The sequence below is a fragment of the Pseudanabaena sp. FACHB-2040 genome, from assembly GCF_014696715.1.
In the GTDB taxonomy this organism is placed as follows: Bacteria; Cyanobacteriota; Cyanobacteriia; order Phormidesmidales; family Phormidesmidaceae; genus JACVSF01.
Window position 1 is genome coordinate 1 of sequence record NZ_JACJQO010000035.1, and the last position, 23603, is coordinate 23603.

Consider the following 23603-nt stretch of genomic DNA (forward strand, 5'->3'; position numbering starts at 1 on the left):
CCCTCATTGGCAGGTCAAATTGTTTGGAATCTACTCAACCGTGCTGGATTGGCTCAGGAGCTTGAAACCCAGACCTGCTGTAATAATTTGAATCTCGTTGCGCATCTCGTGGGCTCGAAGAGCCAGAGGTAGTTGACATTCAACAACAGGCGATCTGGCCTTACTCTATCGACATTGCCACAACCAGATCCATGCCAAATATGGATGACAAGCACCAAGCTGTTGAGGAAGCGCTTGAAGATTCGCCTTCAAGCGCGGCTTTGAAGACCAACAGAGTGGGTAGCTGCTCCACTGAATTTAACTTCGATTCTATACATAGGCCTACGAGAGTCTTAACGCAGAAACAGACAGACTCAAGCATAACGAACTATAAACATGCTGTAAAACTCCTGTCCTGCCGGAAAACGGTTGTACATCCTGGGAAGACTGAAATATAGCCCCATCACCTAAAGGCTTAAGAAGACATGACCATAGCAAGTGCAGTTCGCGGCATCCCGGAGCAGGGGCAGCTGGTGGAGGTGAGGGGGCAGCGCTTTGTGGTGACCGATCTTCGAGTATCTACCTTACCGATTAGCCCGATTTTAAGTGGGGGGGCAACAACTCAGCATCTGGTCAGCTTGTCTTCGGTGGAAGATGAGGCTTTGGGAGAAGAACTCCAGGTCGTTTGGGAGTTGGAGCCAGGGGCATCGATTTTTGAGGCGAGAGCATTACCCTGTCCCGATGGGTTTGATTCGCCTGATCGCCTGGATGCTTTTTTGGATGCCGTTCGCTGGGGAGCTGCCTCCAGCGCTGATGTGCGTAATATTCAATCGCCGTTTCGCAGTGGCATTGATATCGAGGACTATCAGCTTGATCCAGTGGTGAGAGCAATTCAGATGCCTCGGGTCAATTTGCTGATTGCCGATGATGTTGGCCTGGGAAAAACTATCGAGACTGGGCTGGTAGCCCAAGAGCTGATTCTAAGGCAGCGGGTGCGGCGGATTCTGGTGGTTTGTCCCTCGTCTCTACAGGTGCAGTGGTGCGATCAGATGCGGGACAAATTTGGTCTCGATTTCCGTATCGTCAACAGTGAGCTACTGCGGCAGCTACGTCGTAGTCGAGGGCTCCATGTAAATCCCTGGACACACTTTCCGCGCCTGATTACCTCTATTGATTTTCTCAAGCGCGATCGCCCCATGCGATTAATGCGGGAGGTCCTGCCAGCAGAAGGTGAAGCTGTTTATCCTCGCAAGTTTGACCTACTGATTGTCGATGAAGCCCATAATGTCGCGCCTTCTGGAGGCGGAAACTATGCAATCGACTCCCAACGCACAGCTGCTATTCGCTTGCTAGCTCCCCACTTCGAGCACAAGTTGTTTTTGACGGCAACTCCGCACAACGGCTATTCCGAGAGCTTTACAGCTCTGCTAGAGCTGCTGGACTCCCAGCGCTTTGCCCGAGGGATCGCTCCAGATCCGAAACAACTTCAGGTGGTCATGATTAGGCGGCTCAAGCAGGAGTTGCCACCGCGCTGGGATGGGACTCCTCGATTTCCGGTCCGCCGCCTTGATGCCTTAACGGTGGATTACACCAGCGAAGAGCGACAGGTAAATGAAGCGCTCAAGCACTATACCGAGCTCCGGTGCAGCGGGGCTAAGGATGACAAGGTAGAGCTGGTAGCCACTGAATTTGTGTTGAAGCTGCTGAAAAAACGCCTTTTCTCTTCACCAGCCGCCTTTCTCACAACCCTACAACAGCATGAGAAGACCCTGAAGGAGGGGAAGTCGCGCTCTCAGCGACAGCTCTCAAAACCTTCAATTTCTGTGTTGCGCCGTCAGCTTGAGCAAATTGAGGAAGACTTTGCCGATGATGAGACCTACGAGGAATCAACCCACGATGCCGTAAGTTCCAGCTCCCAACTTTTCCGCAGCCTGACTACCGAAGAGCAGGCGCTGCTTACCTCCATGCAGCAGTGGGCTGAAAAAGCGTCCAGACGACCAGATGCCAAAGCTCAAGCTCTACTTGACTGGATTGAAGCTCATATTCGATCTGATGGAAAGTGGACTGATCAGCGGGTGATTATTTTCACGGAATACCGCACTACTCAGAAATGGCTCTATGAGCTGTTAGCTACCAAAGGGCTGGCCCAAAATGAGCGCTTGATGACTCTCTACGGCGGCATGAATTCAGAAGATCGCGAACGAGTCAAGGCGGCATTCCAAGCTGGACCCGATATCTCAAATGTGCGGATTTTGCTGGCCACCGATGCGGCTTCCGAAGGTTTGGATTTGCAGAACTACTGCTCCAACTTGATTCACTACGAGATTCCCTGGAACCCGAATCGGATGGAACAACGCAATGGGCGGATCGACCGCCACGGCCAGAAGGCAAGCGAGGTGATGATCTATCACTTTGTGGGCAAGAACTATGCAACTCAAGATGCTCTAGGAGCGCGTCCAGGGGATTTAGAGGGTGATCTGGAATTCTTGATGCGGGCAGCGTTGAAGGTAAATACCATTCGCGAGGACTTAGGCAAAGTAGGACCAGTAATCGCGGCCCAGGTAGAGGAGGCCATGTTAGGCAGGCGAACAACTCTCGACACTCGCCAGGCTGAACAAGAGAGTGAGCCCATCCGGCGGTTGCTGAAGTTTGAGCGCAAAGTGCGTGATCAGATTGAACGGTTGAAGGAGCAGCTTCAGGAAACCCGCACGAACCTACGTCTAACTCCAGGGAATATCGAGACTGTGGTTAGGGTGGGTCTGGAGGTGGCTCGACAGCCACCTCTACAGCCAGTAAAAGGGCATCCTGGTTTCTATCATTTGCCTCCAATGGGGGGAAGCTGGTCGGCCTGTGGTGTGGGTTTGGCCCATCCTCATACCGGAGAGGTGCGTCCCCTAGTGTTTGACCCTGATCTCGCGCATGGTCGAGATGATGTGGTGCTGATCCATCTCAACCACCGGCTAGTTCAGATGTGCCTGCGCTTGCTGCGAGCCGAGGTGTGGTCTAGCAGCGTTAATAGGTCGCTTCACCGAGTAACGGCTCGCTTGGTCCCGAGTTCGACTTTGGAATCTCCAGCAGTAGTCGCCTACGGACGATTGGTGATTTTGGGTGGTGACCAACAGCGACTTCACGAGGAGGTAATCACAGCAGGAGGGCTGCTACGGGAGGGGCGCTTTAGCCGCTTCAAAAGCTTACTGGTGATGCGTCAGGCTCTTGATTCAGCGTTGCCTGAGCCAGTTCCAGACGGAGTAAGGCAGCACTTAGCAGAGCTATGGGAGAGTTACGAAGAGCCATTAATGCAAAGTCTTGAGGCTCGCCAGTCAGAGCGTTCAGCCTCTCTAGAGCGATCGCTTCAGGAGCGCTGCGAAAAGGAAGTGGCTGATATCACTGCCATTATGAACGAGCTAAAACAAAGCATTCTTGCTGAGCTGACTGCATCTGAGCAGCCACAGCAGTTAAGCATCTTTAGCGATGTGGAGCGGGAGCAGTTCGATCGCAACCGCAACAGCCTCCAGGCTAGGCTTGACCAGATTCCCTACGAGATTGAGCAGGAAACAGCTTTAATTCGATCCCGGTTCGCGAATCCTACTGCTCGCTTATTTCCGTTGGCTGTAACCTTTCTAGTGCCAAAAAGGTTGATTAAGTAGCCATGGCCATCGAAGGATACTTAGCGCAGTTTCGAATTGCCCTAGATGATGAAATTGCAAAGCTTCGAGGATCGGGCGGGCAAAGAATCTACTTAACTGGGGGACGTTATCTTAGCAAGCGTAGCAACGGCAAGTATTTATACGCCTTTGTTGCTGATAACGAAGTTCGTTTTCAGGATGAAACGCCCATTGAACTAGAGCAGACTGGAAGAGAAGGAAAGGTTAGTACTAAAGGGCTTCTAGTCTCTGTTGACGGATTTGATATTACCCTAGCCCTTGAGAAAAAAATAGGTGATACAGTTCCTGCTGCCACACTGAACACTTCTCCAATATTTCTGCTGGAAGCCTTACAGGAAAGTTTTAGAGCAGCGCTTCAGCCCCAATCTAAGGCCAACTTGAGACTAGCTGAGATGCTGATTATCACAGGAGCAGAACCAAGTTTTGACAAGACAGGTGAAGCCAATGAGTTGCTAACTCGAATAGAAAATAGATTTAACATTATAATTCAAAGAAACTTATCACAGGAAGCTGCTGTAGATAAGGTATTAAGTCATCAGGCCAGCTTTATCTGGGGACCTCCGGGCACAGGCAAGACAACAACTCTAGGGATGACTGTTGCAGCATTAGTGCATGCAGGGGAATCCGTGTTGGTGCTATCCCATAGCAACATGGCTGTAGATACGGCCATGGCTAGTATTGCAAAATTTCTGGAAAAATCCCCCCTTTATAAGCAGGGCTTGATTTTACGTCATGGGGTTCCGATCCCGAACGTTTTGGATGACTATCCAATGCTTAGGGCTAAGAAAGTCCTTAAATATCTTGAGCCTGAGTTTATTGAAAGGATTGAAGCCCTGGAAAAAAGAAAGAGAAGTTTGTACCAGCAGCTTCGCAACAAGAACAATACTGCATATCATCAACAGCAAATAACTCAAGATATTGATCTGGTTGACAAAATTCTGAAGCCGCTAAGGGAAGAACAACTAGCAAAAGAGAAACAACTAATTGTTCGGGCTGAGGTCGTTGGCTGCACGTTATCCAAGGCATTAATCTCAGAGGAAATCGAAGTTGGAAAATTCGATACAGTAATTGTTGATGAAGCCAGTATGGTTTCTATCCCACAATGTGTTTTTGCAGCTACCCTAGCTAAGCGACGTATTGCTATCTATGGCGACTTTCGACAACTGGGGCCAATTACCCAGGCAGACACTCCGGCTGCTAAGAAGTGGCTCGGTCGAGACATTTTTGATCAATCGGGCGTTATGGATTGTGTAAATCGTAACCAGAATGATCCACGTATGGTCATGCTTCAGACCCAGTACCGGATGCATCCGAGTATTGCCAGCATTCCCAACCGGCTTTGCTACAGCCAAAGGCTCGAAAATGGCGAGGCTGTTGAGAACCAAAACCGGGAAACCGTTGCCCAACCTCCTTTCCCTGGAGAGGCACTAGTGCTTCAGGATCTTTCCGATCTGATGGCTCACTGTATTAAGGAAACCGAGTCGCACAGCCGTTTTAATTTTCTCTCAGCCCTAATCGCTGTCAATACAGCTTATCAAGCAGCCAAAACTAATGAGTTGACTAGCATAGGCATTATCACACCCTATAACGCTCAATCCCGATTGATCCATAGAATGTTGCGCGACCTGGGCATAAGTGACCAGGTTAAAGCTTCAACAGTTCATCGTTTCCAGGGTTCTGAACGTAACGTAATTGTTTTTGATGCCGTTGATAGCCTCCCTCAAGCCAATATTGGCTTGCCCCTTCAAGGAGGACAAAAAAGCACAGCTATGCGGCTTGCCAATGTAGCCATTAGTCGAGCTCAAGGTAAATTTATTGGCGTAATGAATGTTAATCACATTCGCAACAAGCTTCAACAGGCTCAATTTCAAGCTTTTCGAAAGTTTGTAGAGTACTTGCACAATAGCGCAACCATAAACAAATTAACATGGCAGTCTCTATTAAATGAGGATCAAAAAATTATATTGCCGGGAGTTACCTGCTTTGCGAACGCACTAGAAGCGAGAGCAGCACTAGAGGAAAGCTTGTATCAGGCCTCAAATAATATAGCTATGTACTGGCCATGCCGTGAATTTGATAATCATTTCTCGCCGGGAATTCTAAAGGTTATTAATAGCAAGGGGGTTGGGTTCTATATTTCAGGCATGCGGGGAGCCGAAGCTGAACTAAACCTCAACAATACTCAAGTCTGGAATAATGGACAATCTACAGTGACCGGACTCATCGGAATTGATGAGAAGAGCTTATGGATCTTCTTAAATCCAGCTCTAGAAAATGCTGGTGTCTTAAAACTGGATTTACCTAAGACAGTAGACCTTCTCTATGGATTTTTGAGGCTACTTCCCCATCGAAAGACATTACCTAATGATCCATACCTATTTGGACGGTGCACTTGTGGAGCTCCAATGGGAATTAGAACTGTAGGAAAGGGTTATTTAATTACCTGCCTCAGACGGCCAACACACCCTGAACATCGAAGCCGCCACTTTAACCCAGAAGATGCTGTGCGTGTTGCAGAAGAAAGGATACAGCTATGCGGTAGCTGCGGATCAAAACCTGTAGGGCGCAGAAGTACTGGCACTGGCAGGATTTTACTGGTCTGCTCCAGCCAGAATTGTGACTGGATGATGAACTTGAACGACTTGATTTAACTACTGAAACCCATGTCCACTGCTCGTCACCACGCTGAATGGTTATCTCTGGTTGAAGCCTCTGGGCCGTTTGTCAGCCTACAGGTACTGCTGGAGGCCTTTCCCCAGGGGTTAGAGGCCCACGATCCGGATCTGTTTCGGACGTTGCGGCAGGCCTATGAGGAGTGGCTAGACTACCGCACTGACTCGGCGATTCACCGGGCTTGGGTGAACTGGGTGTTGGGCCAGGTGTTGGCTTTCCCCAATGAGGTGTTACTGAGCGGTCAAAGTGTCCCCGCCAGTCTTAAGGTGACGATTCCAGAGCAGCAAATTACTCTGCGGCCAGATTGGGTAGTGGTAGAGCCTGATAGCAACAAGCCGCGTCTGCTGGTGCAGGTGGTGCCGCCAGAGCAGGGCTTGGAGAAAGCCTTTAAAGGGTCGCGCTGGAAGGCTTCTCCTGCGACCGGAATGATGGAGTTGCTCCATGCTACGGATGTGCGGCTGGGGCTGCTGACCAACGGGGAGCAGTGGATGTTGGTGAATGCGCCCAAGGGTGAGTCTACGGGGTTTATTTCCTGGTATGGCAACCTATGGCTGGAGGAAAAGCTGACGCTGCGGGCGTTTCAAAGCCTGCTGGGGGTGCGGCGTTTCTTTGGGGTGGATGCGGGGGAGACCTTGGAGGATCTGCTGTCTCGCAGCAAGGATGCTCAGCAGGAGGTTACTGACCAGCTCGGCTTCCAGGTGCGCAAGGCGGTGGAGGTGCTGGTGCAGGCGATCGATCGCATCGATCAGGACCGTAGCCGCACATTGCTGGATGGCTTGCCAGAAACGGCGCTCTACCAAGCGGCGCTGACGGTGATGATGCGGTTGGTTTTTTTGTTCTCGGCGGAGGAGCGGGGATTGCTGCTGCTGGGAGATCCGCTCTATGACCAGTTTTATGCGGTGTCTACGCTACGGGCACAGCTGCGGGAACTGGCAGACCAGCATGGAGAGGAGCTGCTAGAGCGTCGCTACGATGCCTGGGTGCGGCTGCTGGCGACGTTCCGGGGGGTATTTGGCGGTATTCACCACGATGCGCTTCAGCTTCCGGCCTATGGTGGGCAGCTCTTTGATCCCGATCGCTTCCCATTTCTAGAGGGTAGGGCTGCTGGCACTGACTGGCAGGAAACTCTAGCAAAGCCTATTCCGATCAACAATCGTACGGTGCTGCACCTGCTGGAGGCACTACAGATCCTACAAATCAAGGTGGGAGGCACGGTAGAGCCGCGCAAGCTATCGTTTCGGGCGCTAGATATTGAGCAGATCGGCCATGTCTACGAGGGCTTGCTCGACCACACGGCAGTACGGGCGACAGAGACAATTCTGGGACTGACAGGCGGAAAGCGGAAAGAGCCAGAGGTGGCCCTGAGTCAGCTAGAGCATCTGCACGCTAAGGGAGAAAAGGCTCTGGTGGACTTCCTCAATAAGGCAACGGGGCGATCTGAGTCGGGGCTGCGAAAGCTAATTCCGGATCCACATTCCAGCCCTGACGGGGTAGAAACTGAAGTTGAGCGCCCTGTCCCCAAAGGGAAAAAGGGCGGAAATGGTGACCTCGACCCCCAGGAGCGCAACCAATTTCTGATCGCCTGTAATAATGACTCGGCTTTATTAAAGCGGGTGTTGCCTTGGGCCAAGCTCATTCGGTTGGATAGCTTTGAGCACCCGATGGTGATTCCGGAAGGGAGTGTCTTTGTCACCCAGGGGTCGGATCGGCGGGAGACGGGCACTCACTACACGCCCAAGACCCTGACGGAGGAAATCGTCAAGTACACGTTGGAACCGCTGGTTTATAAGGGGGTAGCCGAGGGCAAGCCGAAAGAAGACTGGCGGCTAAAGTCGGCGGCGGAGCTGCTGAAGCTGAAGGTGTGCGACATGGCAATGGGCAGCGGGGCCTTTTTGGTGCAGGTGTGTCGCTACCTGTCGGAGCGGTTAGTGGAAGCGTGGGATTCCGAGATGGTGGGATGGGGTGAGGGTAGGATGGGGAGTAATGACCCTCAACCAGCTTTACCCACCACCCCACTAACCCACGACCCCGCCACCACCCAAAAACTCCGCATCCTCCCCGACGGCTCCCTCTCCACCGCCCAACCCGGCGAAGCCATCCTCCCTGCCGACCCCGACGAACGTCTCGCGGTGGCGCGGCGAATTGTGGCGGATCGCTGTCTCTATGGGGTGGATAAGAACCCGATGGCGGTGGAGATGGCGAAGCTGTCGCTGTGGCTGATTACGCTGCAAAAGAATCGGCCTTTTACGTTTTTGAACCATGCGCTGCGCTGTGGGGATTCGCTGCTGGGGGTTACGAGCCGGGAGCAGATCGAGTTTTTGCACCTTAACCCAGACAAGGAGGCAGTGCAGCTCCACACGGTGTCAGAGATTTGGCGACCGCTGTTGGCTCAGGCGATTGCTAAGCGAAAGGAGCTGGAGAGCTTTACGGTCAACGATATTCAAGATTTGACTCGGAAGGAGGCGCTTCAGGCAGAGGCGGAGGAACTGACGCGCCATATCAAGATTGCGGCGGATTATCTCATTGGTGAGGTGCTGGCCCAGGCGGGGAAGACGGGGAACCTGAAGGTGAGGATTTGGGGGTGTTGTCAGGGCTGGTGAGGGATGCCCTGGAGGAACCGGATGAGCGGGAACGGGAGAATAAGCTGCGGCAGATTCGGGACAAGGCGCAGCGGATGTTAGCTATAGGTATATCGCAAGAACAACCTACTAGGAAACCGTTTCATTGGGTACTAGAGTTTCCTGAAGTTTTTTTGGAGAACAATTTGTCCAAGGGGTTTTCTGCAATTGTTGGAAATCCACCTTTCCTATGGGGAAACCGTATAAGCTCTCACTTTGGAGACGAGTATAGAAAATGGTTATCTACAGTCCACTCAAGTAGCCATGGAAATGCAGATCTCTGTGCCCACTTCCTGCTCAGATCTCAAGCAATTACTAGCGATAATAGCTGTGCTGGATTTATCACGACTAACTCCATCAAAGAAACAGACAACAGGATTTCTTGCTTAGAACCAATTATTAGCTCTGGCACTATTATTATTAATGCGTTCTCAAGCCGTGAATGGCCCGGCTCAGCAAGTCTTCAAATTTCAACTCTAGTATTTAGAAGAGGAAGTTTTAGCGGCCACATTTTTTTGGATGGTCACACGGTGCCTTCCATATCAAGTTTTCTGGATTCGAGCACCGGACGTGAGAAAGCTGAGCGGCTTTCTCAGCAGTCGGGAATGAGTTTCAAAGGTGTGGATACAGGAGGTTTAGGGTTTATCCTACTAGATAGTGATGCTCGAATGCTTAACAATCTAAGAAATGGCTCTCAATCTCTAATATATCCATTCCTCAATGGTGAAGACTTTTTAGAAAGTCCATTGCTAAATGCATCTCGCAAGATAATAAATTTTAGCGGAATGACGGAAGAGGAAGCACGTCTTCATCCAGAACTGATCTCAGTTGTCAAAGAGCGAGTACTGCCTTATAGACAAACTGTCAAACGCAAGGCAAATCGAGAAAGATGGTGGTTATACAATGAGCCCAGACCAGGACTATACAAAGCTATATCCGAACTGAACAAAGTTTTGGTTAATTGTGCTCACGCAAAGTATATCTGCTTTGCTTTCTGCAATCCCAAAACAGTCTTCTCTAACGGGCTCAATATTTTTGCAAATGACTCATTTACATGGTTCGCTTTGCTTCAAAATTCAATCCATGACTCATGGGCAAAGTTTTATGGTTCGTCTCTAGAAACACGAAATAGATACAATCCCACAGATTGCTTCGAGACGTTTCCATTCCCTAAACAATCAATCACCCTAGAAATCATTGGCGATCTTTACTACACCCATCGCCAATCCATCATGCTCACCCGCCAAGAAGGACTCACTAAAATCTACAACCGCTTCCACGACCCTACCCAAACCGACTCCGACATCCAAACCCTCCGCGACCTCCACATCCAAATGGACAACGCCGTCGCCGCCGCCTACGGTTGGCACGACCTCGACCTCGCCTACGGCTTCCACGAAACCAAACAAGGTCTCCGCTTCACCATCAGTGAAACCGCCCGCCGCGAAGTCCTCGACCGCCTCCTAGAACTCAACCACCAACGCTACGCCGAAGAAGTCGCCCAAGGGCTACATGACAAGAAGGGGAAAGGCAAAGGGAAGAAAGCAGAGGGCAGAGGACAGAAGGCAAAAGGCAAGCCAACGCCGGGAACCGGAAGCCAGACTGTTCAAGGTTCTTTACTACCCGATGACACTGTCACCCAAGGTGAACTGTTCTGAATAGCTGCCCATCCGGCAATATTGTTAACCTTCAACTCGTATTAATTCTTATGGAGAACAACTCAGCGGTGCCTATTAGTTCAATCGACTTCCCACAGATAACAGCTAAAGCAAAAACCGGCGAAGAGCACTTCTCACAAAATAGCGAGCCTTTACCTATAACAACCCTTGATTTTTGGCGGTGGTCAAGCTCTGGGTTCCTAGATAACACAACCAGAGGAATTCTCGCGGAATTTATAGTAGCTTCAGCCCTCAATCTAACCAGTAGTTTGAGGGTCGAATGGAACGCATTTGACTTGATTACTCCTGAACAAGTTCGAATTGAGGTAAAGTCAGCAGCATACCTACAAAGCTGGCAACAAAAGAAAGTCTCTACAATACGCTTTAGCATTGCCTCATCCTATGGCTGGAATGCTGACACGAATGAAATAAGCCAGATTCGAAAGCGTAGTTCAGATATCTATGTTTTTTGCTTGCTGATCCACAAAGATAAACAAACGGTTAATCCTCTCAATATGGATCAATGGATTTTTTACGTTCTCCCAACGGCTCAGATTGACCAACAAGTGCCAGGGCAAAAGACCCTAAGCCTGAGCCGTATGCAGCAGATCGGTGCTGTGCAAGCGAGCTATGAAACATTAGCAGAGACTGTCAACACAGTAGCCCACCGTTACAATCTCTCTCAATACCGTGAAAAAATTTCAGGTTAAATTACAAGAAGCAAAGCAGATCATTGGCTTGCCTAACTTCAGGAGTGACAATCTACTCAACATTGCTCTGACCGATCTCTCAACCCTAGATAACCCTACGCCTCCTGAGCAAATACAACTCAAAAAGGATTATCGCCGCCTTGCCCATCTAGGGGACTACCTGATTGATGCTGTTTTGACTGACTATCTTTTCCATACTTACCCGACTCTGACAAAAGAAGACATGGACAACTGGAGGCAGGATATTGCCTCCAGAGAGTCACTAACTGATTTTGCGATTGAAATGGGCCTGCCAGACGTGTGTTCCTCCTGGAACAAAATTGGTAGGGAGCCCCCCGAAACAGAACCAGGTGTCTACGGTGAGATGTTTGAAGCTCTAGTCGCCGTTATTTACATTGACCAGGGCCGCGACCTCACTAAATTATCTGCGTGGCTATGCGATCGATTTATCTGCGATGCCATTCAATCCTATGAAGAGGATTACGACGAGACCTTAGTAACAACAGCCGATTATCTCGATATAGTTGGCCTTGAGGGGTCTTTAGGCTCCGTTTGGGCTCCTGGCGATGACGATGACTAGGAGCAGAAGCACCTGATGTTGCCGCGTTCACCTCTGGGCTAATTGGGCACCCTAAGTACGCTCTTCAAGATAGTTCGTCCATGTCTGTCTCACATCAGGGAACTCCAGGCCCATCAAATCTCAATCGCCGCCGCTTTAACCAGCTCATCAGTCTGGCCGCTTTAAGCTGTTGTTTTGGTGAACTTGCTTTTCCACAGGCTGCTGCTGCAGACAGCGCTAAAGAAAAGAATAAATCCGCAGAGAATGAAAGCCAACAACAAGTAGATGAACGAGAAAAGTATCACATCTTTATAGGTAGCAAGTTAGCCCAGGAAGGTGGTGAATGCTCTATAACATTTAGATCTGGCGCAAAGAGCTTTATACAGATTCCAGCAGACAGCTACGACAAGAATCTGATTCTAGCTAAGGGTGCAGCTCTAGACGGCAGTGATGCATTTATTATTCTGCACACTCTGTATGATCCTTTAACTAATATCGATGGGCTAATTGATGCGGCAATTATTGCCGCACCCGTAATGGATGCAACAGAAAAACGTTGCCTAGACACTTATTCTCAAGTCAAACTGGGTGAATCAATTTCTGATTTCTACGTTTTAGACGTTCTAGATACTGCTGTCTCTGTATCTTCTAAATTTAAGGGAAAAAACAAGCATAACGATATCCTAGAGCGCTATCAAATAGCTAGCCAAAATACAAGGCTGACCGTTATTCAAACTTATGTTGAAGAAAAAATAGAGAGCACCAATCTAGCACCCGAAGAAAAACAAAAGCTAAGAGGGATTTATCAATTTGTTCAAGCAAATGATGCATTGATTGGTCCCGAGTACTTTAGCGCTCTAACAGCAGTAGATGCAATTGTTCAAAGCTCTAATCTGCCTGTTTCACTTAAGCAGAGGTACGCGATCGCTAGTGCCTTAACACGAGCCTATACAGTTGACAATACTATCTTTGATCTTATAAATAAAAATGAAGAGATCGCAGAGAAAAAGGAGAAATACCTCCAAACCTATAATCAGGTAAGGCTAGGCCAAGAAGTTGACAACGAATACATTTTAAGCTCACTAGACTACCTGATATACACATCTGAAATTACACCTCAATGTAAATTAATTTATAAACTAACTAGAGAACGTTTCCTTGATCAAAATCGTAAAGAGGTGGAAGCAGATCTGCGGACATATTTAAAGGTTGGTAAACAAGCTGCTGAAACTGCTTCTGAATTTATACCAACAGCTACAACAATTTTTGGAGCCGCTGGAGTCACTGCCGGTACTGGAACTGCAATTAGCACTCTAGCGGGAGGAGCAGCAATGAATTCTACGCTGGCAGTTCTAGGAGGAGGTTCTGTTGCAGCCGGTGGGTTGGGGATGCTTGGAGGGCTAGCTGTAGCAACAGGGGGAGCAGCTTTAGTTGGCGCTGCTGCTCTTGTATCTGTCAGTCTTGTAGCAGGTATGGACAGCGCTGATTTGAAGAACCTAAGTATTGCTACAACAACAGGGCTTGTGGGCAGTGCTGTCATTATAGGAGCTGCATGGGCAGTAGCCAGTTCCCTAGGAACAGTTAGTGGACTCGCTGGCGCAGCAGCGATCAGCTCAGCTATTGCGACATTAGGAGGAATAGGCGTAATCACTGGTGGGACTGCCCTACTTGCTTTTGGTATTGGTCTTGGAGTTTGGCAATTCCTTAAAGGCAGAAATAACTTTGCAGAACTCTTTAGGAATATTGAGCCTCTAATTTATACCTATGCCGATAATAACCATTCTGAAGCCCCTCTACTAAACGCGCTCAAAGTTGAGCTGGTGCCAAAACAGAAGGATGAGGATGAACAGGAGGGCAAGGACAAACAGAAGGATAAAGATAGCAGGATTTATATTGCTCCTGAGATTCCTGTCAATAAACTCTGGAATGCATTGTCCAATTTTATTTCTGTTTCGCCTACAGAAAAAGTTTTAGCCGTAATAGATACGAGTGTCTTTGGAGATGGCTCCTCAGGTATAGCTTTCACAGATCAGGGAATTTGGTGGAAGCCTGTATGGGCATTGGCTCAGCGTGAATACGTTTCATATTCAGACCCTGATTATTTCTCAAAAATTTCTGATTTCCCTAGTTTTGATTTGGAGAATAAAACGAGTATTCATAAACTTGCTTTAAAGCTTGGTGAAGCTAGGGTGCCACAATCGCTCTAAGCGCTATAAGGGATGGCAGTGCTTTCTATAGGTTTTATCCTCGGTAAGAAGTAGCTCACCATGGTCTTTGAAATCATCCACAAGCCGACCTTCACGAACCAGCTGCTGGCTATTCCCAAGGAATTTGTCATGCAGATCCTCGAGAAGATTGAGTTCCTGCGAGATGACCCCAGCCCCCACGGCAGCGTTAAGAAAAAACTGCACGGCTACAAGGGCAACATTTACCGCCTGCGCTCCGGCGTTTATCGTATCGTCTATACCTACGGAGACGGCTGGGTTGCCCTGCTTGGCGTCGATGCCCGTAAGGACATCTACAAAGGCGACAAGCTAGTCGCTGAGGAAACAGAGTTGAACGTGAGCCAGCTGCCTGACATGGCAGACCTCCTCACACCTCAGCCCCAGCCCACCTATACTGCCGCTCCCGCCAAGACAGAAGACGAAAACCTGCTACCCACGCAAATCGACGAGGACCTACTGAAGCGTCTCCGAGTCCCAGAAGAGTGTTTTTCCATTCTGCTGGCCTGCCGTACGCTAGATGATCTGACTAACGCCAAAATTCCAGACCTAGTGCGAGAGCGCGTCTTTGATAGCGTTACTACCCCCAACTTTGATCTCGTACTCAATCAGCCCAGCTTCTTAACGGGCAGCACGGATGACCTGCTGCGCTTTCAGGAGGGAGATCTCCTGGGGTTCCTGCTAAAGCTCAATCCAGAACAGGAAAAATTTATTACTTGGGCATCTGAGGCCAAAGGCCCAACCCTGCTTAAAGGCGGCCCTGGTACAGGCAAGAGCACGGTCGCCCTTTACCGCACCCGGGAAATCCTGACTCGTCTTAAAGCGGAGGGCGTGGAATCTCCCAAAATCCTGTTTACTACCTATACCAATGCGTTGGTCACCTTCAGCAAGCAGCTTCTCAGGCAGCTTCTAGGAGAAGATTTCCACCACGTGGAAGTGAAGACGGCTGATAAAAGGCTGCAAGCTCTGGTATACAGAACGTCAGGCGACCATACCATCGCTTCTAGCAGCCAACTTCAGCAAAGCTTGAAAGTCGCGCTGGCGGAGGCGCTAGCCTCTCTTCCAGGCAACCTACTCCAGCAACAGGCACAGAGACTGGTTTTGGAGCGGCTTACTCCCGACTATCTGCTAGAAGAAATCGGCACTGTGATCGAAAGCCGAGAGCTAAAAACTCTGGAGGAGTATCAGGCAACTTCACGCGCAGGCCGCGCCGTACCCCTCAACCGCATTCAGCGGCAGGCCGTGTGGCACCTGCGAGAGCACCTCAATCAGCAGCTGTCTGCTCAGGGACTAGAAACCTGGGAACAACTGCGCAGCCGAGCCTTAGATATCCTCCGAACAATGGAGAATCCGCCCCTTTACGATGCTGTAATCGTCGATGAAGCCCAAGACTTACCACCCAACATTTTGAGGTTCTTGGTGCAGCTCTGCAAGGCTCCTAATCGACTGTTTATCACTGCCGATGCCAACCAATCCATCTACGGCAGCAGCTTTCGGTGGGGAAACGTTCATTCTGACCTGAAATTTGTAGGCCGCACGGGCATTCTGCGGGTTAACCACCGCACCACACAAGAGATAAACGAAGCCGCCCACAACTATCTTCAGTCAGGGCTGTTAGAGGAAGAACCTATCGAATGGCAGTACATCCACTCTGGCCCGCCGCCGGCGGTTCGAGCGGTAGCTGACACAGCCGACGAAGGACGGCTCCTAGTCCAGTTCTGCCGCGCAGCAGCACGGGAGTTTCGGTTGGGCATTGGGGCCTGCGCTGTGCTGACGCCCAGTGAACGCTCAGGGCGAGATTTGGCCGGGCAGCTGTCTTATCTAGGGCTCGAAGCCACATTCATGAGCAGTGGGGAGTTAGACCTCAGTAAGCCCTGCATTAAAGTCCTCACGCTTAAGGCTGCAAAGGGACTGGAGTTTCCCATTGTTGCGATCGCGGGCTTTATTGGTAGCCGCTTCCCTTATATGCCCAAAGGCACCCCTGAGGAAGCCGCCCAAGAGATTCTCAATCGCGAGCGGCGTACCCTATTTGTAGGCATGACGCGGGCAATGCGAGCTTTACTGGTGGTGGTACCGGAGCAGAAAGCTCCTGTACTGCTTCAAGGTTTTGATAAGTCTCTCTGGAATTTAGGCAGCTCAGCAGCATGAATGTGATCAAGCTCCCCGCCGTTCTTCCCGGCAACCTGGACCTAAAGGCGGTGAACCAGCAGCTGTGCGATCGCAAAGCTCAGCTTGATTGGAGCGCAGTCACTTCAGCGCCTGAATCGGCTCTAGCCATCCTACTGGTTGGGCTGGATATGTCGAATGACGCCGATATTTTAGGAATTGATGGCACCGCTGGCGGCACCATCTCAGATCTGGTCGTTGACCAGATCCTGGCCTACTGCAATCAGCAAACACCTAAAACAACCAAGGCTAAGCGTTCCCGGAAAGAAACCCAGGCAGGTACTCAACCTGCAGTCTGGCAGCCACCCAAGACAACCTCAGAGCAGGCTCATTCCCTAGAGAATGACGACCCAACTGAAGCAGCAGGGCACGAGGCAGGCGACAATACTGCCGAATCCTTGCCAGCGGAAGATCCAATAGCTGAACAAGGTATTCCTGATCCAACCCCTCCCAAACAACAGAAAGTCAAAGTTCCAGACCCTCAAAAAGAAAATCGCTTCTTTGAAGACATTACCCCAGCCCAGCTTCGAGAAAAGCTAGAAATTGCCATTGTCAATGAGCTCTACGGCCCTACTGGTGGAGCAGAGGAAGAGGTTGAAGAAGACCACGTCACTGAGCGATATTTAGTCGGCGTTTTGGCACCGCTAGTCCGCAACAAAAGTGTTGAGGACACCAGCGAAGCAACTTTGGAAGACAAACCGGAACTCCAGGATGAACTCGCCTTAGCTGACAAAGGCAGTGCCGAAGAAGGCAGCACTGAAACTAATATCCCGGCTACCGACAGCATGTTTCCCTCTTCAATGGGCATGTCCTTTTGCGTTAGTGCGGCTGCCCAAGCCCTGAGCATCACAGCTACTTGGGGCCAGTATCTACGGCAGGATAGCGTTACTCCCAAGGAAGATGGCAGCGCCAAACGGGTCTGGAAGCGTTACCCCTTAAAAGGTTCAGTCATTCTGGAGCTAGAACCCAACACCGAAATCGACCTCGTTCCCGTTCCAGACGAAGCACCTTCTGTATGTTTGCGGGGACAGATTCGGCAGCTTCCTGATAAAGACTGGATTGTGACCCTATTTTTGGTGAACGGCCAGCATGAACCCAGCACACTCAAGGACTCTGCCTGGCTCTTTCAACCCGAATTAGTTATTCGCTCTGCCGACCCGAACGACCCTGACATCTTCATTCGCAAGCCTCTAGAGCGCCACGCAACTGCCATAGATCCAGCGATCCATGCTGAGAATCAGGCTATGGCTATGCTCTATCGCAATCACGTCGAATTTGCAGTTGGGCATGGAGTAGGTGTTCACGCCGAATTGGCTCCTGATAGCCCTACCCGCGCCATCTGCCTGTCTACCAGCGTTGTTCCTGCCTATGAAGTGGCAGCCACTAGACCACCGGAGGTAAAAGACATCCCTGCCCTCGAAGGGTTAGTGCTCGACATGAAGCGCCTATCAGAGGCAGCTGATAGCGAGCTACCGATCATGCTGCAGCCCTTGACCACAGCCTATGCCGACTGGATTGATACGAAAGAGAAGCAGATTAACAACCCAGAAGAGGGGCTGGAAGAGTACCAGGACGTAGCCCACAATGCCCTTTCTAATTGCCGTCGAGTGCTTCAACGCATTGAGGAAGGCCTCGCTACGCTGCAGAGCAATCCACAAGCGGCAGAAGCTTTTCGCTTTATGAACCAAGCGATGTGGCAGCAGCGCATCCACTCCATTTACTCCGAGCGTCGCCGCCGAGGAGAAGACGTTGGTTTGGAGGCAGTTGACGTCCCCAAAGACCGCAGCTGGTATCCCTTCCAGTTAGCCTTTATCCTGCTCAATCTGCCCAGCACTACCGACCTGCATCACCCCGATCGCTCCCATCCTCAAGATGCGATCGCAGATCTCCTCTGGTTTCCTACTGGGGGTGGTAAGACTGAGGCCTATCTGGGATTAACGGCTTACACCATCGGCCTGCGTCGTCTGCAGGGCGTAGTTGAGGGCCGAGACGGTATGCACGGCGTGGCCGTGCTGATGCGCTATACGCTGCGCCTGCTCACCCTCCAACAGTTCCAGCGAGCAACGGCTCTAATTTGCGCCTGTGAAACGATTCGCCGGGCTGACGAAGCTAAGTGGGGCACCGATCCTTTCCGTATTGGGCTGTGGGTAGGGATGAAGAATACCCCTAACAAAACAGCTGACAGTGAGGAGGCGATCAAACAACATCGAGAATCGAGCCCTCGCGGCAGTGGCACTCCCCACCAGCTCACCAACTGCCCTTGGTGTGGGTCAAAAATCGATCCGGGGCGAAACATCCAGGTAGAGCGCATTGAAAAGGGCCGGGGTCGTACTTTTATCAAGTGCGGGGATAGCTTGGGTCGCTGCGCCTTTTCAAAAGGGGAAGGGTTGCCCGTGGTTGTTGTGGATGAGGAGATTTACCGGCGTCTCCCTACCCTGTTGATTGCGACCGTAGATAAGTTCGCTCAAATGCCCTGGAAAGGCGAAGTTCAGATGCTGTTCGGGCAGGTTAATGGCTACTGCGAACGCCACGGGTTTCGCTCCCCTGACCTAGAGGATCAAGACACTCATAGAAAGGTCGGTTCCCATCCGGCAGCCAAAACAATTCCCCATAGCAAGCTGAGACCACCAGACCTGATTATTCAGGACGAGCTACACCTGATTAGCGGACCTCTAGGCACCTTGGTTGGTCTCTATGAAACTGCCGTTGACCAGCTATGTACTTGGAATGTGAGCGGTAAGCCCATTCGTCCTAAAGTCATTGCCTCCACAGCGACAATTCGGCAGGCCCAGGTACAGGTGCATAACCTATTCCTGAGAAACCTCAGCATCTTTCCGCCTCAGGGGTTAGACATCAGCGATAACTTCTTTTCCCGCCAAAAAGACACTCAAACGACTCCAGGACGGCGCTACCTAGGAATCTGTGCCCCTGGTCGCCGCTTGAAAGCCACCATGATTCGTGTCTACCTGGCAGTGCTGTCCTCAGCCCAAGCCCTGTATGAAACCTATGGGGAGAAAGCCGATCCTTGGATGACGCTCGTCGGCTATTTCAACTCCCTGAGGGAGCTGGGAGGTACTCGTCGCCTGGTTGATGATGACATCCGTACCCGTCTGGCCAAGATGGATGAGCGGGGGCTGGCCAAGAGATACCTGCGCGCCATTGATGAGCTGACATCTCGCAAAGACTCGACTGAAATCCCGATTATCCTGGATCGCCTGGAAACGCCCTTTGATCCTAAAACAGAAGCTGAAAATCAAGCCAAACGCAAATCGGGGGAGAAAATAGAGCGCCCAGATCCTTTGGATGTCATTCTAGCCACCAACATGATCTCAGTTGGGGTCGATGTTCGCCGGTTAGGGGTGATGGTGGCCTGCGGTCAACCCAAAAACACGGCTGAATACATCCAGGCCACCTCTCGAGTGGGAAGAACTCATCCAGGGTTAGTCATTACGGTTTATAACTGGGCTCGGCCTCGTGATCTATCCCACTACGAGCGGTTTGAGCATTACCACGCCACCTTCTATCAAAACGTTGAGGCTCTCTCGGTAACGCCCTTTGCTTCAGGAGCCACTTACCGAGGATTATTTGCCCTCCTAACGTCTCTTATTCGGCTCTCTAGCGAGGAGTTCAATGGTAACGACAAAGCTAGTGCTATTGAGCGAAATCATCCCTCTGTGCAGAACTCTATTGATGCGATTGTTCATCGAGCTAGCCTGGTATGCGATGCCGAAACGGCGCAGCGCATTCGCCATGATTTGGAAGTGAAGCTGGATGACTGGTTAGCCAAAGCTCAGACTGTCGGGGGCGCAAAGCTCAAATATCAGGTTAAGTCTAAGGATGGCGAAACCGTTAGCCTCTTGACACCAGCAGGGCGAAGGATTTGGGATTTCTCTACCTGCTTGAACTCTCTACGTAATGTGGAACCTACTGTCAATTTGGTCTTCACCGATCAGGCTCCCGACGATGACTTCCGCACACCTCAGCCCTTCATCGAGACCCCATGACATCATCTCCATACAAACACAAAGTCGGCGAGCTGCGTCCCAGCCAGATTCTGTTCACCTACGGCATTGGTGCGATCGCGGACTTGCCCAGTCTCTCGGTCGTGGTAATGGGTCTAGATGGTTGGGACAAAACCCGCACGCTTGAATTGAGTGAAGAGCGGCTGCTGGCCGCAGTACGCCAAGAACTTGGGGGTCAGGTAAAAGAACTGCGTTCACCCCCGCTCCCTCCAGAAAGTGAAGGGTCTTACAGTCCCTTCGATGAGGCCGCTCGGATTGGCATCCCGGTGAACCCATTCCCAACCTGGATGCTTTGTCCTAAATGCCGTTTACTGGCTCCCTTACAATCTGGATTGTTTGAGCTAAAAACGAACCCATATCGCACGAACGAGGCGCGATACGTTCACAAGAACTGCCCAAAGGCCCAGAAGCCGCCTACCGTTATTCCCTCTCGTTTTTTAGTGGCATGTGAACATGGCCACTTAGACGACTTTCCCTGGCATTATTTCGTTCACCGAGGCCCTTCAGATTGTCAAGGGTCTCTGCGATTTGAGGAATACGGAGTAGCAGGGGCAGCCACTGACATCATGGTTCGCTGTAATGGCTGTGAAACTAAGGCTCGCCGCCTATCTGAAGCCTTTGGAGAACAAGGTAAGCAGAACATGCCCCGCTGTCGAGGTCGTCATCCCCACATTCGCAGCTTCGATGAGGAGTGCTCAAAGCAGATGCGGGGCATGTTTCTAGGCGCGTCCAATGGCTGGTTTGCCATTACTTTATCAGCCCTTTCCATCCCTATCGCCTCTAACCAACTGACCCAGATGGTTAGAGATAACTGGATCACTCTTGGTAAGGCAACCAGCCTTGAGATTTTAACAGTTCTACTGTCAGCGATGCAGGCTACCGGGCAACTCCAGGAGTTTGCCAAGTATTCTGTTGAGGACATTTGGCAAACCATCGAGTCAATTCAGCAGGGGGAGGAGGAGACCGATGCCAAAGACCTCAAAACCCCTGAATGGGAGGTATTTTCCCTGTCTGTCCCAACTCAAAACACCAATGAGTTTCAGCTGCGGCAGGTAGCCCCACCCACCGGCTATGAGCAGTATTTCGACAAGACAGTTTTAGTAGAGCGACTGCGAGAGGTGCGAGCGCTGATTGGTTTCACACGCATTCAGTCGCCCGGCGACTTTGATGATGCTGGAGATATCCCCTCCGAGTTCCGGGCTCCCATTAGCCGCAATAAGCCGTTCTGGGTACCGGCTACTGAAGTCAAAGGCGAGGGTATATTTCTGGAGTTCAACGAGACCCTACTTCGCAATTGGGAAAAGCAATCCAAGGTTTTTGAACGGGCAAACCGGACCCGCGATGCCCAAAAGCAATGGTTGCGCGTCCGAAACCTCGACCCCAAGAAAATCCCACCACCTAGCATCCGTTACATGCTGATGCATTCGTTTGCCCATGCCCTCATGCGTCAACTGGCTATTGAGTGCGGCTACAACGCTGCTAGCTTGCGGGAGCGGATCTACTCTAAGCCCCCTGAAGACGAAAACGGACCTCAAGCAGGCGTCTTGATATATACTGCTGCCCCTGATAGTGAAGGAACACTCGGCGGACTCGTGAATCTGGGAGAGACAAAGACCCTCGGCTATCACATTTCTCAGGCCCTAGCTAGCATGCGTCTCTGTGCTTCTGATCCACTCTGCGCAGACCATAATCCTACCCAAGGAACTCCTTCCCTACATTGGGCTGCCTGCCATGCCTGCTTGTTCAGCCCTGAAACGTCCTGTGAGCGAGGGAATAAGTATCTTGACCGCTCACTTCTAGTGCCCACCTTTGCCGATAAAGACCTTGCCTTCTTTCAGGATTAACCGGTGGCGTCTTCTCTACTAAAGGAAATTCACCTTATTGTTGGCCTGCTTCCGCGATCGGTGCTAGGTGAACTCACAGCCGTTTTGGCCAGAACCAATTCACCTTATGGTGAAGCACTGGCTAACAGCGTTCTCCAGCCTCTCAATAACCCTCGCTTTCGGCGGGCCATCAGCGACATGTTGGCTGCTTGGAAGGAAGACAGCTCTCTAGGCTGGAGCAGCAGGGAGCTGGCAGCAGCAATCTATAGTGCTGCCTACACGGCTGCAACAATACGGCAAGAGCTGGCTGTTGAACTCGTTTGGACCGGACCAGCTTCATCAGGCCTAGCTATCAGACGTACGGATCAGGTGCTTCTTCAACTAATTCGAGAATGCCAAAAAGACCTAACTCTAATTAGCTTTGCTATATACAAAATTCCTGAAATCGTAGAAGCTATCGTGGCAGCACTGAACCGGGGAGTCTCCTTGCGCATTGTGGCGGAAACTCCTGAATCTGGAGATGGCAAGATTGCTTTCGGTCTCCAGGCCACGTTTGGCCCTGAAATTATGAGGCGCTCTCAGGTTCTCATTTGGCCCATGGAGAAACGTCCAGCTAATGTGGCTGGTAAGTATGGCTCACTTCACGTTAAAGGGGCAGTCGCCGATGGAGCAAGGCTGTTCATCACCAGTGCCAATCTTACAGAGTACGCTCTCTCGCTAAACATGGAGATGGGCGTTCTGATAAGAAATCAAGAGTTGGCTGGTCAGGTTCTTAGTCAAATTGATCAGCTAGTCCTGGAGGCAATCCTTGTGCCTCTCCCCCACTGATGCCCTCTTGCCAACACATGCTACTGGAGTAATTTCTAAAGCTTTCCGATTTTAAGGTGAGCAACCGCCTTGCCAAAGACCTGAAGCGGGAATTCCCCGACATGTAAGGCTTCTCCTAGCGCAACCTGAAATACAATACGCGCGTTTGCTGAGGCATATCCCGAAGAGGAATTTGTGCACCAGTTTGGTGCACAAATTTCCTGGAAGCATAACTGTATCCTTTTGAAGAAGGACAAAGATCCACAGGCACGGCTCTGGTGTATAAGATTTGAGTAGCAATGAAACAGAAGCCCGCTGGTAGGTAGATAGGCCTCATATAAGGCTGCCTGCAACTGCTGGGTCCACGGTACGGGTGGTTTTCGTTTTGGTATTGGAAGCTCGAAAGACGGTAAAGCAGCCCCTGATGTCTTCGGCTCTGCGCAGCAGTACCTCGCCAATCCTAGCAATCGCACTTAGCAATCAGCTGTCAGGCGACAATTAGACAAAAGCAGCGATGCCAATTACTTGGCAGCTTGAGAGAGTTCCCTATCAATAGGATCGTAAGGGAGCAAAACGACAGCTAGAACACAGGTTCTGTTGGGGCAAAAAAAGACACTGAGGACGAACCGAAGCAAACGGGGTCGTCAACAGTGCCAGGCCACTATATCAAAATCCATCAGGTGAACGTGTATAAGAGAGCC

The 23603-nt window shown here is 50.7% G+C and carries 12 protein-coding genes; all 12 read left to right on the forward strand.

All coding sequences use genetic code 11. The features are described from left to right. The first annotated feature begins 464 nt into the window (after positions 1–464). The 12 genes from drmD to H6G13_RS29605 all read left to right on the forward strand — a co-directional run bounded on the left by drmD (position 465) and on the right by H6G13_RS29605 (position 23199). The gene (gene drmD / locus H6G13_RS27080) at positions 465–3626 is read left to right on the forward strand and encodes a DISARM system SNF2-like helicase DrmD (protein WP_190488776.1); all 3162 of its coding nucleotides are present in this window, start codon (positions 465–467) and stop codon (positions 3624–3626) included. Positions 3627–3628: 2 nt separating this feature from the next. Beyond that, positions 3629–6295, forward strand: coding sequence for an AAA domain-containing protein (locus H6G13_RS27085; RefSeq protein ID WP_190488778.1), 2667 nt, complete (start codon positions 3629–3631; stop codon positions 6293–6295). Between the two features lie 12 nt (positions 6296–6307). Next, complete coding sequence (locus H6G13_RS28410) at positions 6308–8917, forward strand: type IIL restriction-modification enzyme MmeI (RefSeq protein ID WP_199306926.1); 2610 nt, start codon at positions 6308–6310, stop codon at positions 8915–8917. Next, positions 8899–10593: a type IIL restriction-modification enzyme MmeI gene (locus H6G13_RS28415; RefSeq protein WP_199306927.1), complete on the forward strand. Its 1695-nt coding sequence runs from the start codon at positions 8899–8901 to the stop codon at positions 10591–10593. The genes H6G13_RS28410 and H6G13_RS28415 overlap by 19 nt, the downstream gene beginning before the upstream one ends. A gap of 50 nt (positions 10594–10643) precedes the next feature. Further along, positions 10644–11303 (forward strand): hypothetical protein, encoded by a 660-nt coding sequence (locus H6G13_RS27095; protein ID WP_190488780.1) that lies wholly within the window; start codon positions 10644–10646, stop codon positions 11301–11303. A 28-nt stretch (positions 11304–11331) separates the two neighbouring features. Then, a complete protein-coding gene (locus H6G13_RS27100; protein WP_190488782.1) occupies positions 11332–11883 on the forward strand; it encodes a ribonuclease III domain-containing protein in 552 nt (183 codons plus the stop codon). Positions 11884–11963: 80 nt separating this feature from the next. Then, on the forward strand, positions 11964–14069 hold the full coding sequence (locus H6G13_RS27105; protein WP_190488792.1) for a hypothetical protein: 2106 nt from the start codon (positions 11964–11966) through the stop codon (positions 14067–14069). A 60-nt stretch (positions 14070–14129) separates the two neighbouring features. Then, complete coding sequence (locus tag H6G13_RS27110) at positions 14130–16232, forward strand: UvrD-helicase domain-containing protein (protein WP_190488784.1); 2103 nt, start codon at positions 14130–14132, stop codon at positions 16230–16232. Then, positions 16229–20254 (forward strand): DISARM system helicase DrmA, encoded by a 4026-nt coding sequence (gene drmA / locus H6G13_RS27115; RefSeq protein ID WP_190488786.1) that lies wholly within the window; start codon positions 16229–16231, stop codon positions 20252–20254. Before H6G13_RS27110 ends, drmA begins: the two co-directional genes overlap by 4 nt. Further along, positions 20251–22116, forward strand: coding sequence for a DUF1998 domain-containing protein (locus H6G13_RS27120; RefSeq protein ID WP_190488788.1), 1866 nt, complete (start codon positions 20251–20253; stop codon positions 22114–22116). Before drmA ends, H6G13_RS27120 begins: the two co-directional genes overlap by 4 nt. Positions 22117–22119: 3 nt before the next feature. Further along, complete coding sequence (drmC, locus tag H6G13_RS27125) at positions 22120–22923, forward strand: DISARM system phospholipase D-like protein DrmC (protein ID WP_190488790.1); 804 nt, start codon at positions 22120–22122, stop codon at positions 22921–22923. Between the two features lie 174 nt (positions 22924–23097). Further along, positions 23098–23199, forward strand: coding sequence for a hypothetical protein (locus H6G13_RS29605; RefSeq protein WP_347277539.1), 102 nt, complete (start codon positions 23098–23100; stop codon positions 23197–23199). Positions 23200–23603 lie beyond the last annotated feature (404 nt).